Genomic DNA, 25643 nt, shown 5'->3' with positions numbered 1-25643 from the left:
TTCGCTCTATTAGTTGCGCGAGCGGCCATTCGGGGGGCGGCGCAAAGACAACAGCAAGCTGGCGACCTGCCAGGACGTCGCGAGCTTCGTACGGAGGCGCGCCTCAAGCGGCATCTCGCCAAGCTTATGAGACAACGCGAGCGCCGCGCCGGGATCTTCGAAGGCGCACGACAGCAACAGCGTCATCGGGAAATCGACCCTGACGCCGATTGCACTGGGCGTCTTGCGGTGCATGACCATGCCGATAGCGGCATCTGCATCGCCCGAGATGGCGCGCTGCAACTGCGGGATGGTCGTGGTCGTCGCCTGCACGAACGAGATCACCTCGGCCTTGGTCGCGTCGTCGAACGCCTCGGCCGAAATCGTCCGCCAGTACTTCAGGACACGAGGCCACGGCTCTCTTGTGACCTCCTGGTGCCGTTCAGGGCCATCATTGTCGATGTGGTTCAAAGGCGCTCCTCCTGGGGTTACCGGCATCAGCTCGCGTGGCATCTTCACGGTCACTGACGGCTGCGGGGCCCGGGGCCGGCCGGACGCGCGTTGATGATCTTGATCAGTGCACTCTCGGCCCCGAAATGGTCGTCCTGAGGGACAGTTGTCCGAGCCGAGGGCGGCTGCTGCTTCACCGTTTCGCCGCCTATGGCCTCGAGGACGGTCGCGAAGAGGTAGGGGAGTTCGCTGTGCAGAGCCGTCCGCAGGCAGGTCGTGGACCTGTCCAGCGTCTGGCGCACCGGCACTCCGAAGTGGCTGTCCAGGTCATCGCGGCCGATCTTCAGTTCCTTGCTGAAGCCCGTGCCGCCGTAGTAGTCAATCACGCCGGTCGTCACGCGCGCGATGTTCGGGTAGCCGCGCTTTGCAAGGTAGCTCGAGAGCACCATGCGAGTGGCTTTCAGGTCGTTTTCGATAGGGCGCCGGCTGCGACCATCGATCGCGCCGTTCCCGCGCTTAATTTCGTAGGCACCGGCCCAGCCCACCTCCGCATCGATCACGACGAGATCGATGGTCACGATGCGCTCGGCCGACGCATCGGCGCGAATGTTGATTCGCGCCAGATCCTCCGCAGAGTTACGAGCCAGGAGAAGTTCCTGCGCGGCATCTGTCACAGGGATCGCGACTTCGACGAGCACGTCGAAGCGCCCACTGGCAGCGAGTGCGTTGGCGAGCGTGCTCTCAAGCAAGTGGCCGTGCCGCTTGACGACCGAGTTGACCACCGCGATCGCGCGAGACAGATCGGGGCCGATGACGGGATCCTCGTTGAAGGCGGTCGAGACCGCATTGGCTACAACCGTCTTCGCGGCCTGGGCGAGCGCAGCGTCAGAAACAGAGGGGATGATGTGCGACTCAACCTTCATGGTGTATGGCTCCTTCTGGATATCGATAAAACGCTCGTGCAATATGCGATGTGTTTCCCATTAATGGCACAACGTCGCTTTTTGCACAAGAGGCAAGAAGCGCTCTTCTGGCTCGGATTCCGGAATGGTTAAGAAGCCCCTCACGTCCTCAGGGACGATTACGGCCCAGCAGGTGAGGGCCGCCCGGGCGTGGCTCGATCTCTCCCAAGACGACCTTGCCCAGAAGACAGGAATTACGCGCCGCGCAATCCAAGACTTTGAGAACGGCAAACGCACGCCTCAACCGCGGACCCTTCGTGACTTTCGAAATGCGCTTGAAGAGTTCGGAATCGAGTTTCTTTTCATCGAAGAGCGCGCCGTCGGTATCTGCGCACGTGAGGCGGACAAATAGCGACGAGGACGCTATCGAGCTTGATTGGTGGCGTCGCCGCAGAGCAGACGTGGGTAGCTCAGCCGGGTGCACTCGGAGCGCCGCACAGTAGGAACTGGAATACAATCACTTATTCGGCAGCGAGTAAGCTACCAAAGAATCACCGATCGGCGTCTCCATGAAATGATGACCGCCGGCCATGATGACGAGGTACTGGCGGCCGCCGGCCTCGTAGGTGATCGGCGTGGCCTGGCCGCCGGCAGGTAGCACGTCCTTCCAGACAGTTTTTCCGGTCTTGATGTCGATGGCACGGATCAGATTGTCGGTCGTCGCTGCGATGAAGATCAGGCCGCCGGCAGTCACGACCGCGCCGCCATTGTTAGGCGTGCCGATCGTGATCGGCAGCATCGACGGGATCCCGAATGGGCCGTTCGTCCGGGCCTCACCTAACGGACGATCCCACAGCGTCTTGCCGGTCTTCAGATCGATGGCGCGAATTCCGCCATAGGGCGGCTGCTTGCACAACAATCCGGTGCCCGGCAGCCGCCAGCCGGCATTGACGTTGATCGCATAGGGGGAACCGAGCTGCGGATCACCCGCGCCTTCCTGCCCGCCGATTTCGCCGCGCGCCTGGTCCCGCGGCGCCCAACCAAGACGATTGGCCTCGTCGCGCGGCACCAGCCGATTATAGTTCGGCATGTCGTTGTAATTGGCAACGATGATGTCGCGTACGGGATCGATGGCGATGCCGCCCCAATCGGAGCCGCCATTATAGCCTGGATATTCAATCCAGTGCGGGCTGGCCGTGGGTGGCGTGAAGATGCCCTTGTAGCTCGCCTGACGAAACTGGATACGGCAGATCATTTGGTCGATGGGCGACATGCCCCACATGTCCTGCTCTGTGAGATCGGCCTTTCGCAGCGTGTGGTAAAGCGAGAATGGCTGGGTTTTGGCGCGCTGCGCAGGCTCCACGCCGCCTTGCGGCACCGGCCTCTCTTCGACGCCGACGAGCGGCTTGCCCGTGCGGCGGTCGAGCACGAAAATGTCGCCGCGCTTGCTCGGCAACACCAGCGCCGGCACCGGCGCGCCATTGTCCGTCGGGAAGTCGACCAGCGTCGCTTGAGAGCCGAGATCGTAGTCCCAGACGTCATTGTGCACGGTCTGGAAATGCCAGGCGGGTTTGCCGGTCGCAACATCGAGCGCGACCAGCGATGTCGCGAACTCTTTCTCGCGGTCCGAGCGGCTGCTGCTCCAGTAGTCCACGGCCGAAAGCCCAAGCGGCAGATAGACGAGTCCCAGCTCCTCGTCGCCGGAGGCGGTCGTCCACATGTTGGGTGTGCCCCTGGTATAGGTTTGTCCAACCTGCGGCGGTGCGCTTGCATCCGGCTTGCCCATGTCCCAGGCCCAACGCAACGCGCCCGTTTGCGCGTCATATCCCTGAATCACACCCGAGGGCGCGTCCCGCTTTTGCCCATCGAGCACTTCATGCCCGATGACAACGACGCCGCGAACGATCGTGGGCGCCGAGGTAATCGCGAACATGCCGGGATCGTGCCGGCCGACGCCCGTCGCGGTGTCGACCTGTCCGTCATATCCGAATGCCTCGCAACGCTTGCCGGTCTTCGCGTCGATTGCGATCAGGCGTGCGTCGAGCGTGCCTTCGATGATGCGGCTCTGACAGGCCGCGCCCTGATCGGCATTGGACAGTTCGTAATATGCAAGGCCTCTGCAAGCTGCAGTGTACGGGATGAACTCGTCCGGGACGCGCGGGTCAAATCGCCAGATCTGCTTGCCGGTCTTGGCGTCGACGGCGATAACGATGTTCTTGGGCGTGCAGACGTAGAGGTTATCCCCCACCTTCAGCGGCGTGTTCTCTGCGCCGTATGTGCCCTTTGTATTCTTGGTGGGCAAGTCGCCCGTGTGAAAGGTCCAGACCTTGGTGAGCTTGGCGACGTTCGTCGAGTTGATCTCGTCGAGCGGCGAATAGCGGCGCGCACTGTAGCTGCCGCCATAGGCAGGCCAATCTGCGCCAGTCTTCAGAGGCGAAGGATCGGTCATCGCGACGGTCGGAGACGGCATGACGCGAGGAGCGGCGCTTGCCGGCCGAAAAGCCCCGGTCATCAACACAGTTGTGGCTATCAGCAGTACAAGCCCCGCAGCGATTGTCGCCGCAGCTTCATACTGGTGGCGAATGGGGCGAAGCTTCGGCGTGAGCGCCATGACGGCGATCAGCAAAATGGCCGGCCCGACAGTCCGCGGCACCAAGGCCCAACCGTTGGCGCCAACTTCCCAGAACGCCCAGGCGAGGGTGAGCAGGAAGAGCAGAAGGTAAAGCCATGCGCCCTCAACGCGCCGGCGGGACAACAGGAGACCCGAGACGATCAGGACGATTCCGCTGGGCAGATAATAGAAGGAGCCTCCCAACCAAAGCAGCCATGCTCCGCCGGCTCCGAGCACGAGGCCAATCAGAACCATGACTCCACCGAGAGTGAATGCCGCCCAATCTGGTGCACGATATCTCTGAGCCATGCCGGTTACTCGTCATCTGTTGATTACTTTGCTCCAGATCCAAGAGTGCGTCCGCCGCTTTGGTTCCTGCATTTGCTCGTACGCTTCCGGACCACGGAGCGCCGTTGGCTCGGGGAGGCGATGAGCTCAAGCGACCGTGAGCAGCCCGAAGAGAAGGGCAATTCGTTTCTGCTCGGCTATCTTGATTTCGGGGTCCTACGCATTCTCAACGTATGTGAATACGTTCGCTGCCTATCATAAAGACCTGCGGCTCGCTCGGCGCAGTTGCCGTGTTGACGATATGGCTCTGGGTCGCCGCCTATTCCGTCCTGGCGGCGCCGAACTCAACGCTGAGATCGAAAGGCGACTGTCTCAGCGATAGCCTTTGGCGGATCATCGTCGCCCGCTAGAGGCAAGACCTGTTCGGTGAATTGCCCCATCGGACCTGCCCGGACCATCAGAGTAAACAGCTGATGTCGACCTTCGACATCCTCCCTGTCGCTGCGAGCGGCAATCAGGCGACGAGCGTCTGCAAGGACGAGGTCGGCGTGGTGGGAGAGCGCCGAGAGCCGGGTGGGGTCGCGCTCGGAGCTTGCGACTTGTGTCATCACCTCAATCATTCGGATCGATATTGCAGGCTGGGCGCCTGCGCTTTGCCGGATCATATGGAACATCGTCCCGAGCAGTTGATCGTATTGCACATGCGGCACCACCAGCACCGGCTGACTTCCTCTGATCGACACTCCTGATGGCAGATGCAGGGGTACGAGATCGCAGAGCGCCGCACCCAACCGATCCAGGACCGAGAGGGCGGTATGTGGATCGTTGATGCCAGGCGAAAGCGCCCTCACCGCGACTTCGACGAGTTGCCGAACGGCAAAGCGCAGATCGGAAGCGATGCTGCTTGTTGCGCCCAGCGCCGTCGCATTCCGGATAGCCGCTTCGGCGCCGTCGACGGGAGGATTAACCAGAGCGACGGTCGCTCCCGGAAAAACATAGTCGCCGGGGCCGATCAACAGCCGAATGGTGGCTCTATGCTTGGCCGCCCAGGTGGCCAGGCCCTCTTCGTCCAGATGCTGCAGATAACCGCGCCGCGAGTCCTTCAGGGGCAGGGAGCCGATCCAGTACTCACTCGGCGGAGGCTTCGGCTGCGGATCCTGGACGGTTAGCTGGCGCATAGCGCTGCGGAGGTCTTCACTGACGAGTTCGACGACAGTCTCAACGTTGATCCGGCCGGCGACGTGACCGACGAAGTAGACGAGCGTCCCCACGCAGGCCAATGCGAGCAGAATTCCAACGCTCAGTGATAGATGAGGGACGAAGCCGCCTTCCGGCTCTGTCCGGACGCTTCTCAGCACGACGAGAGCGTAACAGAAGGTGCCGAGCAGCATCCCCAGCGTGAATTGATTGCCGCGATCGCGCGTGAAATTGCGCAGCAGTCGCGGCCCCATCTGACCTGCAGCGAGAGACAACGCGGCAATGGTGATCGAGAACACGGTTCCCGCGACACCGATCGTGGCGCCGGCTACGGTGCCGAGCAGGGTGCGAGCGCCGGTCGCGCCGCCGTCGTACATCCAGCCCTGTAGATTTGATAGGGAGACCGCATCGCTTTGGTCAACATGAACGAGAGTAAAGGCGCCGATCAGGCTGGAAAGCACCATGAGTATAGGCACCAGCCAGAATGTCTCGCCAAGGTCAGCCAGCAGTTTTTCAGCGCGGGCGAGCATATTTTGAGCCGCATAACCACATCGAACCTGGAACCAACAGCCGGGAGGTGGAGCGGTTCCGCCCAACCGCTCCACCTCAGAAGATTACCCGTTGCTGGGGTACTTGAATTCAGGCGCCGACTTCAACTGGTCGGCCGTCGTGTCCATGGTCGCGGTCCACTTGTTGGCCGCATGATCGAACTTCAGATTGATTGCCGAAGGCCGCACTGCAACGTAGTGGTCGCCAAGGCCCAGGAACCCTCCCACCGAGAGGATATAGCCGTCGATGCCGTTCTCGTTCAGCGCGACGTCCTTGATCGTGCCAATGTCCTGTTTGGCGTTGTTGTACACCTGCAGACCCATCAACTGCGAGCTCAGGCCGTCCTTCGGCGGCACCGACGTGAAGACTCCGCCAGGGCGATCCGAAGTTGCGTTAGCGCTGTTGCTGGACGAGTTTGAATTCGAAGACGACTTCTGCGCGTTAGCGCCGACCGTTTTCACCTCGGCGAACGTATTTGGACCAACGAACATTGTCACCGGATTGCCTGATCGATCCCTGGCCTCCACCAGGAACGACTGCGGCCGCACCTTGACGTCAGTGAAACCTGCCTGTTGCAGGTCGTTGACCATCTGTTGCCGAGTGCTTGCCTGACCAGGGTCGGATTGGACCGCGTCCGCCTTGTTGCCCCCCTTGTTTGTCATGCCGTTTTCAGCGCGTTGGTCAGCCGACTGATTGCGGCTCGAGTTCTGCACTGCGCTATGGTCCGCGGGACCGGTAGCTTGCGGAGCGCTTTGTGCCATCGCAAGCGATGATGCGCCGACAAGAACTGCCGCCGCCAAGAATGAGGTCGCCTTCATGTATGGATCTCCTCGCTCGAGTTCAAAAGTTGATGGCGTCCGTAGCGGCCCGCGCCGGCAGAACGCCGTCTTGCTCAGGGACATGGATGCCGTATTCCGTCGTATCCCACGTAAGTCCCGGAGCTCGGGTCGTACGACTTGTATCGCTGGGAGCAGTAGGCGTTGTTCTCGGCAGCTTGCGCCCGGCTGTTGGCGACGGCGCCTCCAATCGCCGCACCTGCCACGAAGCCGCCTAACGCTGGACCCCAGCCGCGGCTATATCGGTGCCGGTATCCGTCACGCCAGTGATGACGATGCCAACCCTGGTGGCGGCCATGCCTCCATTGAACTTCCACCAGGCTTGCGTGGTTCTTGGCCATCCCGCTCGCGGCCAACATAGGTGCGGCTTGCGCAGTAGTTCCGACCGGAATCGCGAGCGCCAATACGGCGACGGCAACGTACCATCTGTTTGCTTTCATAAACTCATCTCCGCGGTTTTCATTACCTGAAGAAAATGCGCGAGCTGCGGTGCCGTTGCAGAGACAGTTGGTACGTATGTGTACCCGGCCGGGAGCACCTGCTTCCTGCAGCAGCGGCAAGGCTCCGGTCGAAGCACCACTGGCCCCGTGCGGCAGCGGACCAACTTATGCGTCTACGATCCGGGTCCGGGTTGATCACCGCGGCATCATCCATACGATAAGCAAGACTCGAGGGGCTTGCCGCAAGGTCATTGGAGTCCCAATGCGAATAGCCATAATCGAAGACGAATACTTCATCGCCGACGATCTCGCGGTCGAGATCCGACGCAGCGGTCATCAACCAATTGGCCCGTTTGCAGAGCTAAGCCCTGCTTTCCATGCAGCGGCTAACGCAGCTATCGATGCGGCGCTTCTCGACGTCGACCTGCACGGGCGGCCCTCGTTCGAATTTGCAGATCTCCTCTTGAACAGAAGCATCCCCTTCCTGATCTACACGGGATACAGCCGCGAAGTGATACCCAGCCGATTTGCCCGGTACGTGGTTGAAAAGCCGATTCCAATTCGTGATGTGATTGATCGCTTGTGTCGCCATGCGCTTGTGCACGGCTCGCCGCGGGACTGGTATGGCGTTGGTCCGTAATTGCCGCGACAGGGGCGCATAGCGTTGTGGCTTGGCGTCTGACGTAGCGCGTACGCAGGCGCGCCGACCTTCTCCCGGGCATAAACGTTCTGATCGGAACGCCGAATGCCCAGAACGATTGTCGCTAGGCAAGCCCGGAGCACCTTCGCAGTGGGTGTGCTTCCGAACCGGACTTGTGCATACCTCGACTGTAAAGAGGGCCGTAGGAGCTTGGCATGCTGAAGTGGGCGTTTGATCTTCTTTGTGATATCGATCGTAGCCGGATTGCTCGGGTTCAGCGGAATCGCCGCTGGTGCATCCACCATCGCCAAGTGGCTGTTTTTCGCGGCTGTTGCGATTTTTCTGGTGTTCGTGCTCCTCGCCTTCTTTGCGGGGGAGCTGATTCTTTAGCGCTGATAAACGGGCGCTCGGCACGTCCAGCAACAGCGAGCACTGTGATCCGCACGCGGCCCCACTTCGACTGGAGACGCGCGCCTTTTGAGCCATCCATCACGAATTGCTTGTCCGCCGAGCATTGGCTGCATTGAGAGAGTTCTCATGTGCAGATAAAATCACGCGAGAGCAGTTGCAGGACAATTGCTCGAGTTGCGACTGATCCAGAATCTCGACTTGAGCGCGACCTCGCTTGATGATGCCTCGCGCTTCCATTTCGCCCATTGTCGACGTGATACCTGAGCGCCGAACTCCAAGGGCCTGTGCAATGCATCGATGCGTGAGCGGGATTTCACGGGAGAACAATTTGTCCGCTGCAACGAGAAGCCACCGAGCCAGTCGTTGCTGCAAGCTGTGACGCGAGTTACATGCAGCGAGCTGCGAGCTTTGGATCAGCGTGGCCTGCACGTAGCGCAGCAATAGCTTCTGGATCTCGACATCGCCCCTCACCAGCTCAATCAAAGCATCTGCCTCGATGCGCAAGGCCCTCCCGGGAACCTGAACCATGCAACGGTGAGGGGAAACGCGCATGCCAAGGATCAGGGGAATGCCGATGAAATCCTTCGCTCCGACAGTCTGTATCTCGACCGGAAGGCAGTTTCCGGCTCTGGCAGTCAGTGAGGCCGCGCCATTTTCAAGAAAATAAGCATTTTGCAACAGCACATTACGTTCCTGCAGCATTTGTCTCGGTCGCAGCGTTACTTCGTCGCAGAGTTCGACTAGCCGGCTGCGTGATGAGTGTGGAAGGCGGCGCACCAGATCGTTCGTGGCGTGATGTGCGTGCGGCGTTTGATCGCGCTCTCGTGACGGCGCGAGAGATGGCGTCGGACTGTGCGTTGGCAGGACGTTTTCGAGTTCGTTGCTCAACATTTCGCGTCTCCTTGGAACGGCTATTCACCAAGATGTGGGGCGCGCGCCGGCCTCCTCACAGTCGGGCTGAAGGTGAGGACTCGTCAGGAGAAACCTGACCTGGTCCTCAAGGCCTGGATCGTGAGCTTGCCTTTGATGCGCGAGGGAATGAAGTACGTCGGCCGAGGCATGCAACAGCGTGCCTCGATGTGCACGCGTGGATCTCCGGGGCGTTTCCTAAGGGCCGGGTACCCGATTGGTCGCGGCACTCTCTTCTTGGCACGGCAGCGGACCGTTCGTTTGACCGGCGGCCAGAACTTCGCGCATCGGAGACGATTATACGATCAATGGTAATGTTCGCACGACGGATCGTAGGAGCGCTGAATGGGCCTAAAGAGCAGGATCACCCTTGCAATTGTCGTGGGTACAATCTCGACCTCTGTGCTGTTGGGTCCCGCATGGGCAGAGACGGCGACGCAGGCTGCGACGGAACAGTCGGCGGAGTCCGAGCAGTTCGCCAGCACGGTCTATAATGGATACCGTGCGTCGCGACTGCTTGGGAGCGCGGTGTTCTCGTTGAAAGGTGAGTATTTGGGAGCCGTCCGGAACGTGACCTTGGCAGACGACGGGCAGATTGATTCTTTGCTCGTCGAAGGCTTCAGAACGAAGGATGAGCCGGAGTTCATCTCCCGAATTCCCTTCAAGCGGGTGCTGCGCCCGCTCCACGAAGGAGCTATCGTGGCCGACTTTTCCGATTTGAGGTCGCGAGAATACGGCCTCTTCGTTGACCCTGATCAGGCGCAAGCAGAGCCGCACGAATTCTCGGTCTCCAAGGTCATCGGAGACTATGCGCAGCTGCAGGCAGGCCAAGGCTATGGCTATGTCTCCGATCTCGTTTTCGACAGCGGGGGAAAGCTCGCGGCCGTTGTGATATCCCGCGAGGCGTCCGTTGGCGGAGGGACGTATGCCTTTCCGTACCCGGGTCAAACGGGGCGGTGGAGCCCAAAGCTAAGCTATTATGGTCTGCCTTACGCAACGGCAGAGCAAGCAAACAAAGCCGGTCTGCGGCTCAACATGAAGGAGTTTCAGAACTCGTGAGCCTAATGGTCCCCGGCGGTGTGCCTCATGAGAGAGGCGCGCGGCTTCACGAGCGAACTGGTGCAGTCACGCCTTTGAGCGCAGCGAATGTTCTCCTCTCCCAAGCTTGCGTTCGAACGTGGCTGCATCAGGGCGCTTTGCTCCCGTGCGTCAGATGCGTGCGAGAACATCAGCGAAGGTCAATGCGAACATCGCGATCACGAAAACAAGCCCCGAGATCGCCGCGATCCGGACCAGCGGCTTGGCTGAGGCGAGTTCCATGAAGAGCAAGACGACGAGGGTCGATTTCACCCCCGCAATGATGATGCCGCTGGCTGCTGTCATTCGGCCCATGGGAACATAGGCGGCGACGAGGCTGAGCACGAGGAGTGCGAGGAGCGCTGCCCAGATCAAGAGGTTTCTCGCCCACAGGCGGCGCACAATACTGCCTGATTCACCTTGCCTGTTCATGATGCACGCCCCGGCAAATAGATCAGCGGATAGAGGAAGATCCACACGATATCGACCAGATGCCAGTAGAGGGCTGTGACCTCGATTTCGGGATTGTCTTTGGTCGGAAGTCGGCGCCGGAGCAGCACCCAGAACAAGCGGCTCACGAGAGCAATCCCGATGGAAAGGTGGATTGCGTGGACGCCCGTGACCAGCCAATAAAATCCATAAAACAGCTGCGCTCCTGGCAGAGACAATGCAAACCCGGCTCCCGGTACGAGCTCCTTATCGATGTCCTCCTTGTACTCGAAGCCCTTGATGACGATGAATGCGAGCCCGAGCAACGCGGTGAGCATGAGGCACACGAGGACGAGCCGTCGCAGTCGCGCAGACGCTTCGGACGCTTGCGAAGCCATGGCCATGGTGAGGCTGCTCGTCAACAGCACGGCGGTATTGATCGTGCCGTACCAGATATTTGTCTCCCGCCCGGCTGCAGCGAACGCCTGTGGATGCTCGATTCGACAAACCGTGTAAGTCAGCATCAGCGCCCCGAAGAACAGCGTCTCGCTGGCGAGGAAAACCCAGATTCCGAACTTGCCTGCCTCGCGCTGCCGGCCGAAATCCGACCAGGGTTCTCTCAGCAGTGCGCTTTGGTCGCTCATCGCGTTTCTCTTGCGTTTTGCATTTCGGGGGGATCAGTTCCAGCCGACATGCCTTCGGCGTGGTAGTCATAGGGCCCGCGATCCACGCGGGGCTGCCTGTCAAAATTCTTCGGAGGAGGCGGAGAACCCGTGGTCCACTCCAGGCCTGTCGCGTCCCAAGGGTTCTTCGCGGCTTTTCCGCCGTAGAACAGGGACCAGGTGAGATATCCCAGAGGCAACAAGTAGGCGATGGCGAGGACCGCTGCTCCGGCAGACGACATGACATTGTAGATCTGAAACTCCGCTGGATAGGTATGATAGCGGCGCGGCATGCCGAGGTACCCGGCAAAGAATTGCGGCAGGAACGTCATATTGAAGCCGGCATACATCAGGATGGCCGCGAACTTTGCCCAGCTCTCCGGATAGAGCTTGCCCGTGACCTTGGGCCACCAGAAGTGAAGCCCGGCGAAGAAGGCGGATACGGAGCCGCCCACCATGATGTAGTGGAAGTGAGCGACGACGAAGTAGGTGTCGGTGACATGGATGTCCACCGGGATCGAGGCGAGGAACAGCCCGGAGAGCCCGCCGGTCGTAAACAGACCGACGAAGCCAAGCGCATACAGCATCGGCGATTCGAAGCTGATCTGACCGCGATACAGCGAAGCGGTCCAGTTGAAAACCTTGATTGCCGACGGCACGGCGATGATGAAGGACAGGAAGGAGAACACGAGGCTGGCCAGGGCCGACTGTCCGGAGACGAACATGTGGTGGCCCCAGACGAAGAACCCGACGCCCGCAATCGCAAGCATGGCATAGACCATGAAGTCGTATCCGAAAATTCGCCGCCTCGCGAAGCATGGGATGATTTCGGACACGACGCCCATCGCCGGCAGGACCATGATGTAAACCGCCGGATGCGAGTAGAACCAGAACAGGTGCTGGAACAGGATCGGATCGCCGCCGCGAGCCGGATCGAAGATCGGCAAGCCCAGCACGCGCTCCGCGATCACGAGCAGGAGCGAGATGGCGAGCACCGGCGTGGCAAGCACCATGATCAGCGACGTCGCGTAAATCGCCCAGACAAACAGAGGCAGCCGGAACCAGGTCATGCCGGGAGCACGAAGCATGTGAGTGGTCGCGATGAAGTTCACTCCCGTGGCGATGCTGGCAAAGCCAACTACGAACACGCCGGCAGCAGCCGCGAAGACGTGGCTGTTGGAGAACATCGACGAATAAGGCGTATAGAACGTCCAGCCGGTGTCGACACCTCCGGCGACGAGGGCATAAACGGTGAAAGCGCCGGCAGCGACGGTCAAATACCAGCTGAAGAGATTGAGGCGCGGAAACGCGACATCGGGCGCGCCGATCATCAGCGGCAGCAGGAAATTGCCGAACGTATTCGGGATCGACGGCACCAGGAAGAACCAGACCATGATGATCCCGTGGAACGAGAACAGCTTGTTGTAAGTGTCCGACGTCAACAGCCATCCGTTCGGCTGGAACAGCTCGAGCCGAACGGCGGTGATTGCGGCGCCTCCCAGAAAAAAGAAGAACGTGATGGTGATCGCGTAAAGGATTGCAATGCGCTTGTGGTCTGTCGTGGCAAGCCAGGACGAGATCGTCGAGCCGTGGCGCAGATAATCGGGGCGTGGCGGCAGCGGCAGCTCTCCGGCGAGCAGGGTGTCAGTCATTTTGCTGCTCCTCCCTGAGCGAGCGGATATAGGCGGTCAGGCTCTGGATCTCTCCGTCGTCGAGCAGCCCTTTGAAGCTCGGCATGATCGGCTCAAAGCCGGCCACGACGTCGCGGTTCGGCTGCAGCATCGAACCGCGGATGTAGGCATCGTCCGCGGAAACGGTGCGTCCATCCGCCAGCTGCACCGCGCGGCCGTAGAGACCCGTCAGGCGCGGCGCGTGGACGTTCGAGGAGACGGCGTGGCAGCCGGAGCATCCTTGCGACACGAACAGCCTGGCGCCCTCATGGGCAAGATCGTCGCCCTCCGGCTGCTGGACCAGCCATTTGGCATAGTCATCTTGCCGCATGACCACGATCCTGCCGCGCATCATGGAATGGTTCGTGCCGCAATACTCAGCGCAGAGCAGTGGAAAGGTGCCGGTTTTGCTCGCCTGAAACCAGATGTCGGTGTCGCGGCCAGGCAGCACGTCCTTCTTGACCCGAAACGCCGGGACGAAGAAGGAATGGATCACGTCCTGCGAGCTCATCAGGAGATGGACGGGCTTGTCCAGCGGCACGTGAAGGGCATTGATCTCACGCGCGCCGTTCGGATGTTGCGTCTTCCACATCCACTGCTTGGCGATGACGTGGATTTCAAGTGCGCCCGTGGGCGCGGCAAGGCTGCTGAGGTCAGCGGAAGATGCCCACCAGAATAGGAAGGCGAACGTCAGCAACGTCGCGACCGTCCAACCGATTTCGAACTCGCGGCTGAGAATCTCAGGCATCGGGCCGCGCTTGGCGCGAGATCCGCGCCGATATCGGACGGCAAACAGCAGGATGAGCCCGAAAACGAGGACCACGGTCGCGCCGGAAAGGAAGAGCAGAAGATAGAAGATGTGATCAACCGTGACGGCGTGTGTGCTCGCTTCCGGCAGCCTGAATAACGAATTCATGCCGAGGCTCCCCGACGCCTGCTGCGGACCAGCATCAGCCCGACGAGGGCGGCCATGATGGCAACCGTGGATGCTCCGAAAATCTGCAGGACCGTTGTGATCCTGTGGGTGTAGATGCCGTGCACCGCGTCAAATCCGTAGCAGAGCAGCGCGATGCGCCCGGAGAGTCCACCGATCCGCCCGTCACCGGCATCCAACAGAGCGAGGCGAAGGTCACCGGGCTGCAGCGCGAGGCTGGAAAGCGCGCGGACGACCCGTCCGTCGGGCGCGAGCGTGACGAAGGCTGCCGGATGCGCAACCGCGTCATGCTTGTCGTCGGCTTCGGTATGGTAGCCGATTGCACCGAGCAGCGCGGCAACGGTCTCCTTCGATCCTGTCAGGACCGATGTTCCCGCGCCCCCGATCTGTCCCTGGGTAAAGCGGCGGGCGTCGTCAATGGTGTCGCGCGGATCGATGCCGACAACGACGAGGCTGTAATCGCGTCCTGCGATAAACCCGGTCTGCTGCAGCGCCGAGCTTGCGATCGTCAGCGCAGGCCCGCAAATCTGCTTGCAGGTGAAGTCCGCTGGAAGGAGCAGGGTCGGACGTCCGTCGATCGCATCGCGCAGGGTGACGGTGTCACCGCCGACGGCCCTAAACTGCAGGGATAACGGAACGCGGGCGCCCTGAGGAGGATCGAACCCGACGCGCCCGATCTGCTCCTCGGTCAAACCGGCATGCGCGAGCCCCGGCCAGAGCGCAAGCGCCAAGACGACGATGGCCAGCCTCATGGATTGCCTCCACTTGCACCGGGCGTCGAGGCGCGCGCGGCCTCGAAGGCATCGTAGGCGTGCTGGCCGCGTCCAGAGACGAGCTGCATCGCCTCGTCGATCGGGATGCTGGCGATGTTGTGGTCGCGATCGACCCAGGCATAAGCGGTGAGCCTGGCACGCTGCGCGGCCTCGAACCGGGTCAGGTCGGCCTCCGGAGAGGTCTGGAGCTCGGGCGAGCGAAACCGGCGCTCTGCGCGCGGCGTGAATGCGCCCGGCGCTTGCGTATTCAGGAATAGTAGCATTCCCGCAATCGCGGCACCCACGAAGAGCAGGAAGCTACCCACGACGACGAGAACGGCACGGTTGTGGACGCCGGCCGGTTGCGGAAGCGCGCGGCTGCCCATCTCCTCATTCGGCATGACGCACCTCTGCGGATGCGGTGCCCTGCCCAAAGAGGACCGAAGCAACGGTCAAGATGAGGAGGGCGCCGAGAGCCGTGAGTGCAACATGAACTTGCGCGGAAAATGCCGGCACCAGCAGCCAGGCGAAGTGCATGACGGTGCCGACGCACAGCAACAGGCCGACGATGCGCAAGCCTGCAGGGCTGCCGCGCACGCCCTCCAACAGCAGCATCGCAAATGGAAGCACGGCTCCGGTGACGAATGCCACGAGCAGAATGTTCGTCCATGCGTCCGTGCTGCGCCTCAGGAACCACTCGGCCTTGTGAGGTAGATCGCCGTACCAGGCCACCACATATGTCATGTATTCGAGGTAGACGACGCCCAGCAGCGTTGCGATCAAAAGGCTGCCGATATCGCTCAGCGCTTTGCCATCGACGTTCGACGTTGCAAGCACGGCGACAACGGCCAGCGCGGCGAGCAGCTGCTGTATTGCAATCATGGAGGCGAAGGCGGTGGAAACGTAATGCGGTTCGACGGAGAGGAACCAATCGACCGCAACCATGCTGATGGTAAACCCGAAGAACGCAAGTCCGAGCGCGGCCAGTAGCCGTCCACCTAGTCCAAGACCGAAAGTCACTCCGAGCACGGACCATCCGATCAATGCGATCACGGCACGCAGGACAAACCACGGCTGGCCGAGGTACCAGCGGGCAATGTCGGGCTTGATCTGGCTGGCATCTGCGGCCCAGGGGTAGATGTCAGTCAGTCCGGCGAGAACGGGGATGAAGGCGATGGCGACGAGGGGCACCATGACTGCGAGGGGTCGCAGCACCGGTCCGGCCGCAAAGCCCCAGCGGCCGCCGGTCAAGCGATGAATCAGCAGCAGCGTCATGCTGCCGATGGGGGCGCAGCTCCAGATCGCAAATCCCAAGAGCCAGCCCTGGAGCAGGCTCGGATAGGGGCCGAGTCGCCCGGCCGCGAGCACGAGGCCAGAAGCGAGTAAGATCACCACGAGGCCCGCTGCAATTCGCGGCGTCCCGGTTGCTCTCAGGGCAGGGCGGCGGAGCACGGCGGTCACGGCAGCTTGCTCCTCAGCTCCGGGACGTCCGCGACGTCGGCGTGTTGCGACTGCTGCAGCGCGCGGATGTAGGCGATGATGGCCCAGCGGTCGCGCGGCTCGACGCGCGCGGCGTAGGAATACATCGCGCCGTAGCCATGGGTGATCACGTCGAAGAAGTGTTGAGCATCGGCCGAGCGGAGGCGGGCGGAATGGTAGGAGGGCGGAGCAGGAAAGCCACGTCGCACGATCATGCCATCGCCGTGGCCGGAGAACCCGTGACACGGAGAGCAATAGATATCGTAGCGCTCGTGGCCGCGGGCCAGCAGCGCCATGTCGACCGCGGGCGGCTTGGTGATCTGCTGCAAACGGTCGAGATCGCCCTGTGCGACGACCGCTTGCGGTAAGGCCTGGGCTTCGGTGCCATCCTTGAACAGCGCAGCCTTCGAGAACGTGCCGTAGCGATTCTGCTGAGACATGGAATGATCGCCGCAGCCGGCGAGCGCCGATGACAGCAACAGCAGCCATGGCAGAGCGCGGGCGGTCATGGCGTGCGCAGCTCCGTGACCGCGACGGCGCCGGCGTCGCGGAGGACCGTCCTCAGCTCGTTCGGGTCGCCGTCAGCAGCGGCCAGCAGGAAGTAGCGATCCTGCGTTACGCGTTCGAACCCCGGAATCTCGAACATTGCATCGTGCAGACGAGGCAGGCGGCACGACCAAAAAAAGGTGATGACGCCGGCGAGCGCCGCCGCGAGGACACCGACCTCAAACGGCACCAGCAGGAACACCTGCCAGGAGTTCAGTGGCCGGCCGCCGCTGTTGATGGGATAGTCGATCACGGCGCTGTACCATTGCAATGCGAAGGCGAATGCTGCAGTTCCGAGGCCGCCGGCAAGCATCACACCGCGAATTGCGGATCGGCCCTGCCCAAGTTGTTCGGCGAGCCCTTCGATCGGATACGGCGCGAACGCTTCGAGTGCGGCGTGTCCTGCCGTACGCACGCGCTCTAGCGCCGCCTTCAGCGCTTCGCCGTCGAGGAATTCCGCCACGAGCTTGGCCGTCATGCCGCGGCCTCCTGATGGGCGAGCTCGCGCACGTCGAACATTGATATGCTCGGGACCAGCCTCATGAAGATCAAAAACAGAAAGGCGAAAAGGCCGAGGGGCGCGACAAGAAAGCTCCAGTCCCAGAACGTGAAGTGAAACGTCCGCCACAAAGACGGCATGTAACCATGCGAAAGCGTGTTCCAGACGATGAGGATGCGCTCGAGCCACATGCCTATGTTGATCGCGATAGCAACAGGAATCAGAATGAACAGCGACCGTCGCGGGACGGGCCACCATAGCAACTGCGGGATCAGGCAGTTGCAGGCCAGCAAGGCCCAGTACAGCGGCGCGTAGGTTCCAGTGAACTCGAAGCGAACCACCTCACGGTCGGCATGCTCACCGCCGTACCAGCCCATGAACCACTCCGTCGCATAGGAATAGAACATGACGATGGAGGCCATCAGCAGGATGCGGGCCATCACCTCGAAATGGCGGCGGGTGATAATCGCCTGGAGGCCGAGCCCCCAGCGGATCGCCGCCGCCAGCACCACGACCATCGCGAATCCGGAGTACATCGCGCCGACGACGAAGTAGGGTGGGAAGATGCTCTCCTGCCAACCGGGCATCAGGCTCGCCGCGAAGTCGAGACCGACGATCGAGTGCACCGAGCAGACCAGAGGCACGCCGAGGGCCGCCATCGTGGTATGCAGTGTCTGCAGCCGCGACCACTCGCGGGACGAGCCGCGCCATCCCAGCGCAAATGCGCCGTAGAGCAGTTGGCCGGCACGGCGGGGCGTGCGGTCGCGCATGGTCGCAAGGTCGGGGATCAGGCTGACATACCAGAACAGAATGGAGAACAGCAGGTAGCTCACGATGGCCCAGAAATCCCACACCAGGGCACTGCGCCATTGCGGCCAAAGCGCCATGGTGTTCGGATATGGCGCGAGCCAATAGGCGTAGATTGGTCGACCGAGGTGAACGATGGGCATCAGCCCGGCGATCGCAACCGCAAACAGCGTCATGGCTTCCGCGAAGCGATTGATCGAGGCGCGCCATCTTTGCCGGGTGAGCAGCAGCATCGCCGAGATCAATGTGCCGGCATTGCCGATTCCGATCCACCAGACGTAGTTGGCGATCGCGACTCCCCAGACGATGGTGGAGTTGATGCCCCAGATGCCGATGCCCTGGTAGAACAGCCACGCGATTGCAACGAACAGCCAGAGCACGAACGGCAGGGTGATCAGCAGGGCCAGCCACCATCTTTTGCCGAACCCGGTGAAGAGCGGATCAGCCACCGCCTGGGTAACTGCGGCGTCGCTCGCCCGCGCGGCCGAGATCCATCGATGCGCCGGGTGATGCTGGGGACGGAGAACTTCGCTCATGTCCGCCCCTCCGGCTCCGAAGGTGCGGGATTGCGCACATCGGCAAGATAGGTGGTGCGCGGCCGCGTGCCGAGGTGGCCGAGCAGGGCATAGTGGCGCGGGTCGGCCTTCCTGTGGTTGATCTCCGCGTCGGCCTGGTTCAGGTCTCCGAAGCTGATGGCGCGGGTCGGGCACGCGTTCTGGCAGGCTGTCTGCACCTCGTCTGGACCGAGCGGCCGGTCCTCACGTTCCGCGGCGCGACGTGCGCCGCTGATGCGCTGGACACAATAGGTGCATTTTTCCATGACACCGCGGGCGCGTACGGTCACCTCCGGGTTCTTCTGGCCGCGATAGGATTCTGCGCCAAGATTGCCGTATTCCTCGCCGTCGGCATAACCGAAGAAGTTGAAGCGACGAACCTTGTAAGGGCAGTTCGCCTCGCAGAAGCGGGTGCCGATGCAGCGATTATAGACCTGCGCGTTGAGGCCTTCACTGTCGTGAACGGATGCGGCGACAGGACAGACGGGCTCGCACGGGGCGTGCTCGCAATGCATGCAGGGCACCGGCTGAAAGCCGATCTGCGGACTGTCCGCCGAGCCATGATCATAGCCATCGACACGCATCCAGTGCATGTCGCGCCCCATCGCAACCTGCTCGGGACCGACCACAGGAACGTTGTTCTCGGCTTGGCAGGAGACCACGCAGGCATTGCAGCCGATGCAGACCGAGGTATCGATCACCATCGCCCAGGCATGCCCCTCGCCGGGCTTCACGCTGGGCGGCATCAGGCTGGGTGGATCCGGGTGGACTGGCCCTGGCAGCGGCTGGCCGAGCCGATACAGCGGATAGAGTTCGCGCACGTCTTCCGGCGACCGGACGATGTTCTGAGTCGAAAGGACCGGCTCGCGGCGCCCAGTCGGCTGGATCGAGACCTGCGGAAGGTGCCATCGGTTCCTGGATGTCCGGAGTGTATAGGCGTTGGCACCGACGCCATTGCCGATCGCGCCGGCCTTCTGCCGCCCCCCGCCGAGCGTGAGCGCGCCGACGCCCATGGCCATCCCGGGTTCAGTCAGAACGGGTAGCTCGATCGATCGGCCGTTCGCGGCGACTGTGACGACGTCGCCAGACGTGAGACCGAGGCGGGTTGCCTCATCCGGATGCAGCGCGAGCGCATTGCCCCAGACCTGCTTGCTGAGCGGTTTCGGACACTCCTGGAGCCAAGCGTTGTTGGCGTATGAGCCATCCCAGAGGCAAGGATCAGGGCGCAGAACCAGGCTGATCTCGTCGTCGCGCTTGTCGTGAGGTTCGGGATCCGCGAGTGGCGGCAGGAGCGGAGCAGGGAGGGAAACAGCAGTGGCGGCGCTTCCTGCAATGATCCCGTCGTGCAGCACGCGCTGCCACCATGCCTCGAAATCCGCAGCGGCCGCGGTCGGCCAGGTCTGCCGCACCAATTCGTAAGCGCCCGCATCTTCTGCGCCGCTCAGCCAGGCGAGAAGCTCGTGCTCGCTGAAGCTCTCGTAGAGCGGGTTGATCAGAGGCTGTATGATGCTGGCCGTCCCGTCACCAGCCCGCAGATCCGACCACGTTTCGAGACGATGTCTTTGCGGGACATGCCAGTTGGCGATAGCCGCGGTTTCGTCCGCGTACTCGCCCATATGAAGGCGAAAGGCCGCTTTCTGTGCGCGGGCCCCGAAGTGCAAATCGGATGGTGCGTCATAAGCGGGATTGATGCCGATCATGACGAGCTGACGCACGCGGCCGGCATCGAGATCGCCGGCGAGCTGTTCAAGCGTTCCCGCCTGCTTGCCGGATGGCGTGCGATCAATGGGATCGATGAGCCGAACGGGCGCATTGAGTTGAGCATTGATCCAATGCACCAATGCGTGGAGTTCCCTGGACATTGCCGGGCCCGCGATGACGAGCGCCTCGCCCTTGTGTGAGTTCAAGTCGGCCGTGATCTTCCGAAGCAGCAGACGCTCGCGTTCTGGAAGTTCGGTTGCACCGGTCGCGGCGCCGAGCTGCCGCGCCAAGCTCGCCGCGAACCGCTCGATCGCCTCGGGACGAAGCGCCAGACGTTCGTCCGCCTTTGCTCCGGTGAGCGTGAGTGCGCTCTCAAGACAATAGAGACGCGAGAAAGCCTTCGGCTCGCCGCGGCCGATTGCATAACCGCGGCCAATCCGGATCTGATCGGGGCCATGCCCGAGCGGATCGGCATCGAGCGCGACGATCACCCGGGCCTTTGCGAAATCGGCAATACTGCGCACAGGCTGGCCATAAGCGAGCTGCCCACCTTCATGCGCGTTATCGTCGTCCGTCGGATCGTACGCGTGCCACGAAGCGGCCGGAAACGCCTGAAGCAGGCCATCGATCTGGCGCAGCAGAGTCGGGGAGGTGGTTCGCCCGGTCAACAAGCGCAGGCCTTTACCCTGGCTGCTTCGGGTCTCGGAGAGTTCGGTGACCAGCGCTCGGTTCAACGCTTCGCGCGGCGCAATCGCGCCGTTGTGCAGGATCGTGCGCGAGCGGTCGGGATCGTACAGCGAAAGAACGGCTGCCTCAGCGAAAACGTCCGTGGCACCCAGGCTGCCCGGATGACGCGGGTTGCCTTCCACCTTGATCGGCCTGCCGTCAATCGAAGTCACGACCACGCCGCGACCGATCCCCGCCAACGGAAGTGTCGTTGCAAATTTCAGCGGTTCCCCGGGAACGATGCGCTCTGGCATCCTGACATAGGGCAGGATCTGCTCGTCGGGTTTGCTGCAAGCCGCGAGCCCACCCGCCATGCCGGTCGCCAGCAAGCTGAGCGCCTGACGGCGATTGAGCTTGCTGCGCCCGGCAGGATTTGGCCGCGTCGGCAATTCCTTCAGCGGTGGCATATCGTGCAGTCCGTCAAATGACCCGTGTTGATGTGATAGCGTGCGGCAAGCTTGGGCCCGACCTCGGCCTGGTTCTTCGGGGTCTGCCAGGTTGGATCGAAAACCGCTTCGCGTGGACGCAGGTAACGTTCAGGAGCGCGGTGACAATCGAGACACCATTGCATCGTCAGCGGCGCGGCCTGGCGCATCAGCCGCATCCCTCCCACGTCGCCGTGACAGGTGGTGCACCCAACCCCTTTTGCGACATGGACCGAATGATCAAAATAGACGTAGCCGGGGAGGCGGTGCACGCGCTCCCAGGCCATTGGCTGGTTCTTGGCAAGACTTTCGCGCACCGGCGCGAGCATCTGCGCGTTGGTCCATATCTGCGAATGGCAGGTCATGCAGGTCTCGGTCGGCGGGATGCCGGCGAAGCGCGCCTTCTCCACCGAGGTGTGGCAATACCGGCAGTCCAGGCCGAGACCGGAAACGTGATGCTCGTGACTGAACGGCACCGGCTGGTTCAGCGTGACGTTCTGGTTGGTGACGTAAGGGGATCGCATCACCTCATAGGACAGTCCCACCGCAAGCACCGGCATCGCTCCAATCGCTGCGATCACCACCGTCGCAATCGTGTTCGCGCCGGGACGAAAAAGCTGCATTCATCGACCCCCTGCCGCACGCCTTGGTCACGCGCGGATTCGGACCGGCACCGACTTTGCGGCCGGCGTCTTCGAATGGATGTCGTGGTGCGACAGCGGGATCAGGGGATTCATTTCCGGATAGTAGGCTCCAAGGCATCCATCCGGCAGCTTGAAGGGCGTCACTTTGAGCGGCCCAACCTCACGCGCGATGCCGTCTTCTGCGTCGCTGACGAGATAGACCATCTGGCCATCCTGGAGTCCGGCGCGTGCAATCTCTTCGGGGTTCATCAGCAGCACATCCCGTGTGCCCTCGATCCCCCGCAGGCGATCGCTGTAGCCGTAGATCGTGGTATTGAACTGGTCATTGCTGCGCATCGTAAGCAGCCGGAATCGGCCGGGGGCGTCCGCGAAGCCGGTGGAGCTGAGAGTCTCCGGGGCAGTAAATTCCGCCTTGCCGGTTTCCGTCTTCCAGATCCGCTCGCGCGCGGAGTTGCCGCGATAAAACCCGCCGGGCGTGAACATCCGTTCATTGAAAGCGTGGAATTGGTCCGGGTAGGTCTCCGCGATCTCGTTGCGAATGAGATCGTAGTTGCCGACCCATTCGTCCCATTTCAGCTTCGGGTTCGTGGGCAAGGTCGCCGTGGCGAGACCTGCGACGATGGCCACTTCCGATTTCAGGTGCTCGCTCGCAGGCTTGCGTAACCCGATCGAGCCCTGGATGCAGCTGAAAGTATCCTCCATGCTGACGGCTTGCTGCCCGCTTGCCTGGATGTCCTCTTCGGTGCGGCCGAGGCACGGCAACAGATAGGCGGCCTTGCCCTGCACGAGGTGACTGCGGTTGAGCTTAGTGGCAATCTGGACCGTCAGCTCCAGTCCGCGCCAAGCTTCTTCCATCTTCGATCGCTCGGGAATGGCACGTACGAAATTACCGCCGAGCCCGATGAACGCCTTGACCTTGCCGGCGAGGACGCCTTCGCAGGTCTCAACGGTGTTCATGCCCTTGTCGCGTGGCGGCTCGAATCCGAACTGCTGGGCGTATTTGTCGAGAGGGACCAATTCAGGCTTCTCGGAGATGCCGACGGTGCGCTGGCCCTGGACGTTCGAGTGTCCACGCACGGGCGAGATGCCGGTGCCATCTCGTCCGATGTTGCCCTTCAGGAGCAGCATGTTCACCAGCATCGCCACGTTGTCGAAACCGTGCACGTGCTGGGTCAGGCCCATGCCGTAGATCCCGATCACGCGATCAGCCTCGACATAGACCTGAGCTGCGCCTTCGATGGCCGACCGGCTAAGACCGGATGCGGTCTCGATCTCGCTCCAGTCCGTTGCCCGGACCTTGGCCTCGAACGCTTCGAAGCCGTGGGTGTGCTGTTCGATGAAGGGGGCGTCGAGAACTCTCTTGCCCTGCTGTTTGGCTGCGTCGTCCGCGGCGAAGACGTGCTTGCAAATTCCCATGATGACGGCAATGTCGCCGCCGGCCTTCACCTGGTGATACTGACTGCTGATCTGAGTCGCCTTGCCGGTCAGCATCTCCGTCGGATTCTGTGGATTGACGAAAGTTTCGAGGCCTTTCTCGCGGACTGGATTGAAGGTGATGATCTGGACTCCGCGCCTGGCGGCGTCCTGCAAGGGATGCAGAAAGCGCGGACTGTTCGACCCGGTATTCTGACCCAAAAAGAACATCGCGTCACAGTTGCTGAGATCGTCGAAGACCACAGTGCCTACGCCCGCGCCGATCAGCTTCTTGAGCGCGACGGACGTCGTCTCGTGGCACATGTTGGAACTGTCAGGCAGATTGTTGTTGCCATAGACCCGCGCGAACAGCGCGTATAGGTACGATGTCTCGAGGCTGGCCCGCCCGGACGAATAGAAAACTACGGATTTCGGATCGAGCGCCTTCAGCTGCGCGCCGATTGCTTGGAATGCGTCCTCCCAGCTACATGGCACGTAACGGTCAGTCGCGCTGTCATAGCGCAGCGGCTCGGTCAGCCGTCCCTGCTGTTCGAGATCGTAGTCGTTCCAGGAGCGAAGCTCAGTCAACGTATGCTTGTCGAAGAAATCCGGCTTACATCGACGCGTGGTCAGCTCCCAAAGAGTAGCCTTGGCGCCATTCTCGCAGAACTCGAAGGCGTGATAGTCGGCCGGCTTGGCCCACGAGCAGGAAACGCACATGAAGCCTTTAGGCTTGTTCTGGCGACGGAGCGTATTCAAGGCCCCCGGCGAGTCCCACTCCTTGCCGAAGATTCGGACTATTCCTTCGAGCGACCCCCATCCGCCAGCTGGACCGTCGTATTCCACCGTCTTCTCGGCGGTCTCGTCACCAGCTTTGCGTGCTCGCGTCATGATCTTGCTTCTCTTCGGGAACCGGCCAGCCTGTGCCTCGGCAACGTATGTTGGTGAGGCGGGTTCCTCGGTCAGAGTTTTTGAGATCAGAGGAAACACAGCTGCGGTCGAGGGAAAACTGCAGTTTGCTCAACATCATGGACGGAAGTGAGCCTCTGTCTCTCCGCGCGGAGGATAGTTTGCGCGCTGCCGTACAAAGAAATCCAGAGCTGGAACCCGGCTCGCCGGAAGTGGTTGCCAGACGCAAATCGGGAGCAGGACATGGATGATCGCTGCACACTGGACAAGCCGGAGCTGGTGTGGCGAGGCAGCCGACCAATCCCGTCCTGGCGCAGAGTGGCAGAGGAGCGGCCGATCGCGCTCACTTACAACGGCTCGACTTATGCGGTGATGATGGCCTCGCCCGCCGACCTCCTAGATTTCGGTGTCGGCTTCAGCTTAAACGAGGGCATTGTCGAACGTTGCAACGACATCATCAGCGTTGACGTCGTCGAGCTCGAGCTCGGTTGCGAGTTGCGGATCTGGCTCGACGACTCCCATTGTGATCGCCTTGCCACCAGGCGAAGAGCCATGGTCGGGCCGGTCGGCTGCGGCCTATGCGGAATTGAAAGCCTGGAGCAAGCTTACCCGCCGCCGCCGCGCATCGTCAGCCAGGGTGGATTTCGCCCCTTCGACATCCTGACAGCGATGCGCGCCCTGCGCCCGCTCCAGCATCACAACCAGGCGACAGGGGCGATGCACGCTGCGGCGTTTTGGGACGGCAGTGCCATTCGATTGATAAAGGAAGATGTCGGCCGCCATAACGCCTTGGACAAACTCGCGGGAGCGGTCGCTAGGGCCGGCCTGGAGACGTCACAGGGAGCTGTACTTATCACCAGTCGGGTCTCCGTCGAGCTGGTGCAAAAGACCGCAAGAATGGGCGCGCCGCTCCTCGTCGCCGTATCGGCGCCGACTTCGCTGGCGATCGAGACCGCTGAGAGGGCCGGCGTCACGCTCGTCGCGGTCGCGCGTGACGATGGCTACGAGATATTCAGCCACGCCAGCCGACTGGCGTTTGGAGAAGGAGACTTGGTTTCAAAAGCCGTGCCCGTCCGCTCCTGAATTACTTCCTGCAAATTCACCGGAGAGCCTTGGGGAATCCTGGTCCGCGCGTCTGTTCGCTCTCGTACTGACTTCGGGTGACCGAAAGGGCTCCAGTCGGAACGTCTGGGGCTGGCCAGCG

At 61.8% G+C, this 25643-nt stretch carries 24 protein-coding genes and 1 pseudogene; 5 read left to right on the top strand and 20 right to left on the bottom strand.

The window, feature by feature from the left end:
- Positions 1 to 9 precede the first annotated feature (9 nt).
- Both AC0L20_RS23490 and AC0L20_RS23485 read right to left on the bottom strand, forming a co-directional pair.
- Entirely contained in the window at positions 10 to 504 is a 495-nt protein-coding gene (locus AC0L20_RS23490) for a hypothetical protein (RefSeq protein WP_473292639.1), read from the bottom strand.
- Positions 501 to 1352, bottom strand: coding sequence for a hypothetical protein (locus tag AC0L20_RS23485; RefSeq protein WP_473292635.1), 852 nt, complete (start codon positions 1350 to 1352; stop codon positions 501 to 503). The genes AC0L20_RS23490 and AC0L20_RS23485 overlap by 4 nt, the downstream gene beginning before the upstream one ends.
- Before the next feature lie 124 nt (positions 1353 to 1476).
- On the opposite strand from AC0L20_RS23485, the gene AC0L20_RS23480 reads away from it, so the two are divergent.
- Positions 1477 to 1743: a helix-turn-helix transcriptional regulator gene (locus AC0L20_RS23480; RefSeq protein WP_473292632.1), complete on the top strand. Its 267-nt coding sequence runs from the start codon at positions 1477 to 1479 to the stop codon at positions 1741 to 1743.
- A 105-nt stretch (positions 1744 to 1848) separates the two neighbouring features.
- Here AC0L20_RS23480 and AC0L20_RS23475 read toward each other — a convergent pair whose 3' ends face one another.
- From AC0L20_RS23475 to AC0L20_RS23460, 4 genes are all read right to left on the bottom strand, one after another.
- Positions 1849 to 4197, bottom strand: coding sequence for a membrane-bound PQQ-dependent dehydrogenase, glucose/quinate/shikimate family (locus AC0L20_RS23475; protein WP_473292629.1), 2349 nt, complete (start codon positions 4195 to 4197; stop codon positions 1849 to 1851).
- A gap of 377 nt (positions 4198 to 4574) precedes the next feature.
- A complete protein-coding gene (locus AC0L20_RS23470; RefSeq protein ID WP_473292627.1) occupies positions 4575 to 5957 on the bottom strand; it encodes a DUF2254 domain-containing protein in 1383 nt (460 codons plus the stop codon).
- Between the two features lie 84 nt (positions 5958 to 6041).
- Positions 6042 to 6794, bottom strand: a complete 753-nt coding sequence (locus AC0L20_RS23465) for a PRC-barrel domain-containing protein (RefSeq protein WP_473292624.1) — start codon at positions 6792 to 6794, stop codon at positions 6042 to 6044.
- 74 nt (positions 6795 to 6868) lie between these two features.
- Positions 6869 to 7153, bottom strand: a complete 285-nt coding sequence (locus tag AC0L20_RS23460) for a BA14K family protein (RefSeq protein WP_473292849.1) — start codon at positions 7151 to 7153, stop codon at positions 6869 to 6871.
- 361 nt (positions 7154 to 7514) lie between these two features.
- Between AC0L20_RS23460 and AC0L20_RS23455 the strand changes: the two genes are divergently transcribed.
- Together AC0L20_RS23455 and AC0L20_RS23450 are read left to right on the top strand one after the other, a co-directional pair.
- Positions 7515 to 7892, top strand: coding sequence for a response regulator (locus AC0L20_RS23455; protein WP_473292622.1), 378 nt, complete (start codon positions 7515 to 7517; stop codon positions 7890 to 7892).
- Positions 7893 to 8107: 215 nt separating this feature from the next.
- Positions 8108 to 8282, top strand: a pseudogene (locus AC0L20_RS23450) (DUF1328 domain-containing protein).
- A 99-nt stretch (positions 8283 to 8381) separates the two neighbouring features.
- On the opposite strand, the gene AC0L20_RS23445 reads toward AC0L20_RS23450, so the two are convergent.
- Positions 8382 to 9194 (bottom strand): Crp/Fnr family transcriptional regulator, encoded by an 813-nt coding sequence (locus AC0L20_RS23445; RefSeq protein ID WP_473292620.1) that lies wholly within the window; start codon positions 9192 to 9194, stop codon positions 8382 to 8384.
- Between the two features lie 363 nt (positions 9195 to 9557).
- Between AC0L20_RS23445 and AC0L20_RS23440 the strand changes: the two genes are divergently transcribed.
- Positions 9558 to 10271: a PRC-barrel domain-containing protein gene (locus AC0L20_RS23440; RefSeq protein WP_473292617.1), complete on the top strand. Its 714-nt coding sequence runs from the start codon at positions 9558 to 9560 to the stop codon at positions 10269 to 10271.
- A gap of 150 nt (positions 10272 to 10421) precedes the next feature.
- On the opposite strand, the gene AC0L20_RS23435 is transcribed toward AC0L20_RS23440, so the two are convergent.
- From AC0L20_RS23435 to AC0L20_RS23375, 13 genes are read right to left on the bottom strand one after another with little or no spacing between them, the layout of a single operon-like run.
- On the bottom strand, positions 10422 to 10664 hold the full coding sequence (locus tag AC0L20_RS23435) for a cytochrome C oxidase subunit IV family protein (RefSeq protein ID WP_473292615.1): 243 nt from the start codon (positions 10662 to 10664) through the stop codon (positions 10422 to 10424).
- Positions 10665 to 10717: 53 nt separating this feature from the next.
- Positions 10718 to 11362 carry a cytochrome c oxidase subunit 3 family protein gene (locus tag AC0L20_RS23430; protein ID WP_473292613.1) on the bottom strand — a complete coding sequence of 215 codons (645 nt, stop codon included), beginning with the start codon at positions 11360 to 11362 and terminating at the stop codon, positions 10718 to 10720.
- Positions 11359 to 13032 (bottom strand): cytochrome c oxidase subunit I, encoded by a 1674-nt coding sequence (locus AC0L20_RS23425; RefSeq protein ID WP_473292611.1) that lies wholly within the window; start codon positions 13030 to 13032, stop codon positions 11359 to 11361. Before AC0L20_RS23425 ends, AC0L20_RS23430 begins: the two co-directional genes overlap by 4 nt.
- On the bottom strand, positions 13025 to 13966 hold the full coding sequence (gene coxB, locus AC0L20_RS23420; RefSeq protein ID WP_473292608.1) for a cytochrome c oxidase subunit II: 942 nt from the start codon (positions 13964 to 13966) through the stop codon (positions 13025 to 13027). The genes AC0L20_RS23425 and coxB overlap by 8 nt, the downstream gene beginning before the upstream one ends.
- Positions 13963 to 14736 (bottom strand): SCO family protein, encoded by a 774-nt coding sequence (locus AC0L20_RS23415; protein ID WP_473292606.1) that lies wholly within the window; start codon positions 14734 to 14736, stop codon positions 13963 to 13965. Before AC0L20_RS23415 ends, coxB begins: the two co-directional genes overlap by 4 nt.
- Positions 14733 to 15137, bottom strand: a complete 405-nt coding sequence (locus AC0L20_RS23410) for a hypothetical protein (protein WP_473292604.1) — start codon at positions 15135 to 15137, stop codon at positions 14733 to 14735. Before AC0L20_RS23410 ends, AC0L20_RS23415 begins: the two co-directional genes overlap by 4 nt.
- Positions 15127 to 16197, bottom strand: coding sequence for a hypothetical protein (locus tag AC0L20_RS23405; protein ID WP_473292602.1), 1071 nt, complete (start codon positions 16195 to 16197; stop codon positions 15127 to 15129). The genes AC0L20_RS23410 and AC0L20_RS23405 overlap by 11 nt, the downstream gene beginning before the upstream one ends.
- Positions 16194 to 16724, bottom strand: a complete 531-nt coding sequence (locus tag AC0L20_RS23400) for a c-type cytochrome (protein WP_473292600.1) — start codon at positions 16722 to 16724, stop codon at positions 16194 to 16196. Before AC0L20_RS23400 ends, AC0L20_RS23405 begins: the two co-directional genes overlap by 4 nt.
- Positions 16721 to 17239, bottom strand: coding sequence for a DUF3341 domain-containing protein (locus AC0L20_RS23395; RefSeq protein ID WP_473292597.1), 519 nt, complete (start codon positions 17237 to 17239; stop codon positions 16721 to 16723). Before AC0L20_RS23395 ends, AC0L20_RS23400 begins: the two co-directional genes overlap by 4 nt.
- Positions 17236 to 18603, bottom strand: a complete 1368-nt coding sequence (gene nrfD, locus AC0L20_RS23390; protein ID WP_473292595.1) for an NrfD/PsrC family molybdoenzyme membrane anchor subunit — start codon at positions 18601 to 18603, stop codon at positions 17236 to 17238. The genes AC0L20_RS23395 and nrfD overlap by 4 nt, the downstream gene beginning before the upstream one ends.
- Positions 18600 to 21455: a 4Fe-4S dicluster domain-containing protein gene (locus AC0L20_RS23385; RefSeq protein WP_473292592.1), complete on the bottom strand. Its 2856-nt coding sequence runs from the start codon at positions 21453 to 21455 to the stop codon at positions 18600 to 18602. Before AC0L20_RS23385 ends, nrfD begins: the two co-directional genes overlap by 4 nt.
- The gene (locus tag AC0L20_RS23380) at positions 21443 to 22096 is read right to left on the bottom strand and encodes a cytochrome c3 family protein (RefSeq protein ID WP_473292589.1); all 654 of its coding nucleotides are present in this window, start codon (positions 22094 to 22096) and stop codon (positions 21443 to 21445) included. The genes AC0L20_RS23385 and AC0L20_RS23380 overlap by 13 nt, the downstream gene beginning before the upstream one ends.
- A 27-nt stretch (positions 22097 to 22123) precedes the next feature.
- Positions 22124 to 24421 (bottom strand): FdhF/YdeP family oxidoreductase, encoded by a 2298-nt coding sequence (locus AC0L20_RS23375; RefSeq protein ID WP_473292586.1) that lies wholly within the window; start codon positions 24419 to 24421, stop codon positions 22124 to 22126.
- A 261-nt stretch (positions 24422 to 24682) separates the two neighbouring features.
- On the opposite strand from AC0L20_RS23375, the gene fdhD reads away from it, so the two are divergent.
- Positions 24683 to 25522 carry a formate dehydrogenase accessory sulfurtransferase FdhD gene (gene fdhD / locus AC0L20_RS23370; protein ID WP_473292583.1) on the top strand — a complete coding sequence of 280 codons (840 nt, stop codon included), beginning with the start codon at positions 24683 to 24685 and terminating at the stop codon, positions 25520 to 25522.
- Positions 25523 to 25643: the final 121 nt, after the last annotated feature.

The organism is Bradyrhizobium sp. Kon58 (assembly GCF_055807455.1).
Note: the sequence above shows the minus strand (reverse complement) of the source record. Positions and strands in the feature narration are given on the sequence as shown.

Excerpts from the sequence above, each read along its gene's own strand:
- AC0L20_RS23485 (WP_473292635.1), bottom strand. The coding sequence starts at position 1,352 with ATGAAGGTTGAGTCGCACATCATCCCCTCTGTTTCTGACGCTGCGCTC.
- AC0L20_RS23480 (WP_473292632.1), top strand. The coding sequence starts at position 1,477 with ATGGTTAAGAAGCCCCTCACGTCCTCAGGGACGATTACGGCCCAGCAG.
- AC0L20_RS23475 (WP_473292629.1), bottom strand. The coding sequence starts at position 4,197 with ATGGTTCTGATTGGCCTCGTGCTCGGAGCCGGCGGAGCATGGCTGCTT.
- AC0L20_RS23470 (WP_473292627.1), bottom strand. The coding sequence starts at position 5,957 with ATGCTCGCCCGCGCTGAAAAACTGCTGGCTGACCTTGGCGAGACATTC.
- AC0L20_RS23465 (WP_473292624.1), bottom strand. The coding sequence starts at position 6,794 with ATGAAGGCGACCTCATTCTTGGCGGCGGCAGTTCTTGTCGGCGCATCA.
- AC0L20_RS23460 (WP_473292849.1), bottom strand. The coding sequence starts at position 7,153 with ATGGCCAAGAACCACGCAAGCCTGGTGGAAGTTCAATGGAGGCATGGC.
- AC0L20_RS23455 (WP_473292622.1), top strand. The coding sequence starts at position 7,515 with ATGCGAATAGCCATAATCGAAGACGAATACTTCATCGCCGACGATCTC.
- AC0L20_RS23445 (WP_473292620.1), bottom strand. The coding sequence starts at position 9,194 with ATGTTGAGCAACGAACTCGAAAACGTCCTGCCAACGCACAGTCCGACG.
- AC0L20_RS23440 (WP_473292617.1), top strand. The coding sequence starts at position 9,558 with ATGGGCCTAAAGAGCAGGATCACCCTTGCAATTGTCGTGGGTACAATC.
- AC0L20_RS23430 (WP_473292613.1), bottom strand. The coding sequence starts at position 11,362 with ATGAGCGACCAAAGCGCACTGCTGAGAGAACCCTGGTCGGATTTCGGC.
- AC0L20_RS23425 (WP_473292611.1), bottom strand. The coding sequence starts at position 13,032 with ATGACTGACACCCTGCTCGCCGGAGAGCTGCCGCTGCCGCCACGCCCC.
- coxB (WP_473292608.1), bottom strand. The coding sequence starts at position 13,966 with ATGAATTCGTTATTCAGGCTGCCGGAAGCGAGCACACACGCCGTCACG.
- AC0L20_RS23415 (WP_473292606.1), bottom strand. The coding sequence starts at position 14,736 with ATGAGGCTGGCCATCGTCGTCTTGGCGCTTGCGCTCTGGCCGGGGCTC.
- AC0L20_RS23410 (WP_473292604.1), bottom strand. The coding sequence starts at position 15,137 with ATGCCGAATGAGGAGATGGGCAGCCGCGCGCTTCCGCAACCGGCCGGC.
- AC0L20_RS23400 (WP_473292600.1), bottom strand. The coding sequence starts at position 16,724 with ATGACCGCCCGCGCTCTGCCATGGCTGCTGTTGCTGTCATCGGCGCTC.
- AC0L20_RS23395 (WP_473292597.1), bottom strand. The coding sequence starts at position 17,239 with ATGACGGCCAAGCTCGTGGCGGAATTCCTCGACGGCGAAGCGCTGAAG.
- nrfD (WP_473292595.1), bottom strand. The coding sequence starts at position 18,603 with ATGAGCGAAGTTCTCCGTCCCCAGCATCACCCGGCGCATCGATGGATC.
- AC0L20_RS23385 (WP_473292592.1), bottom strand. The coding sequence starts at position 21,455 with ATGCCACCGCTGAAGGAATTGCCGACGCGGCCAAATCCTGCCGGGCGC.
- AC0L20_RS23380 (WP_473292589.1), bottom strand. The coding sequence starts at position 22,096 with ATGCAGCTTTTTCGTCCCGGCGCGAACACGATTGCGACGGTGGTGATC.
- AC0L20_RS23375 (WP_473292586.1), bottom strand. The coding sequence starts at position 24,421 with ATGACGCGAGCACGCAAAGCTGGTGACGAGACCGCCGAGAAGACGGTG.
- fdhD (WP_473292583.1), top strand. The coding sequence starts at position 24,683 with ATGGATGATCGCTGCACACTGGACAAGCCGGAGCTGGTGTGGCGAGGC.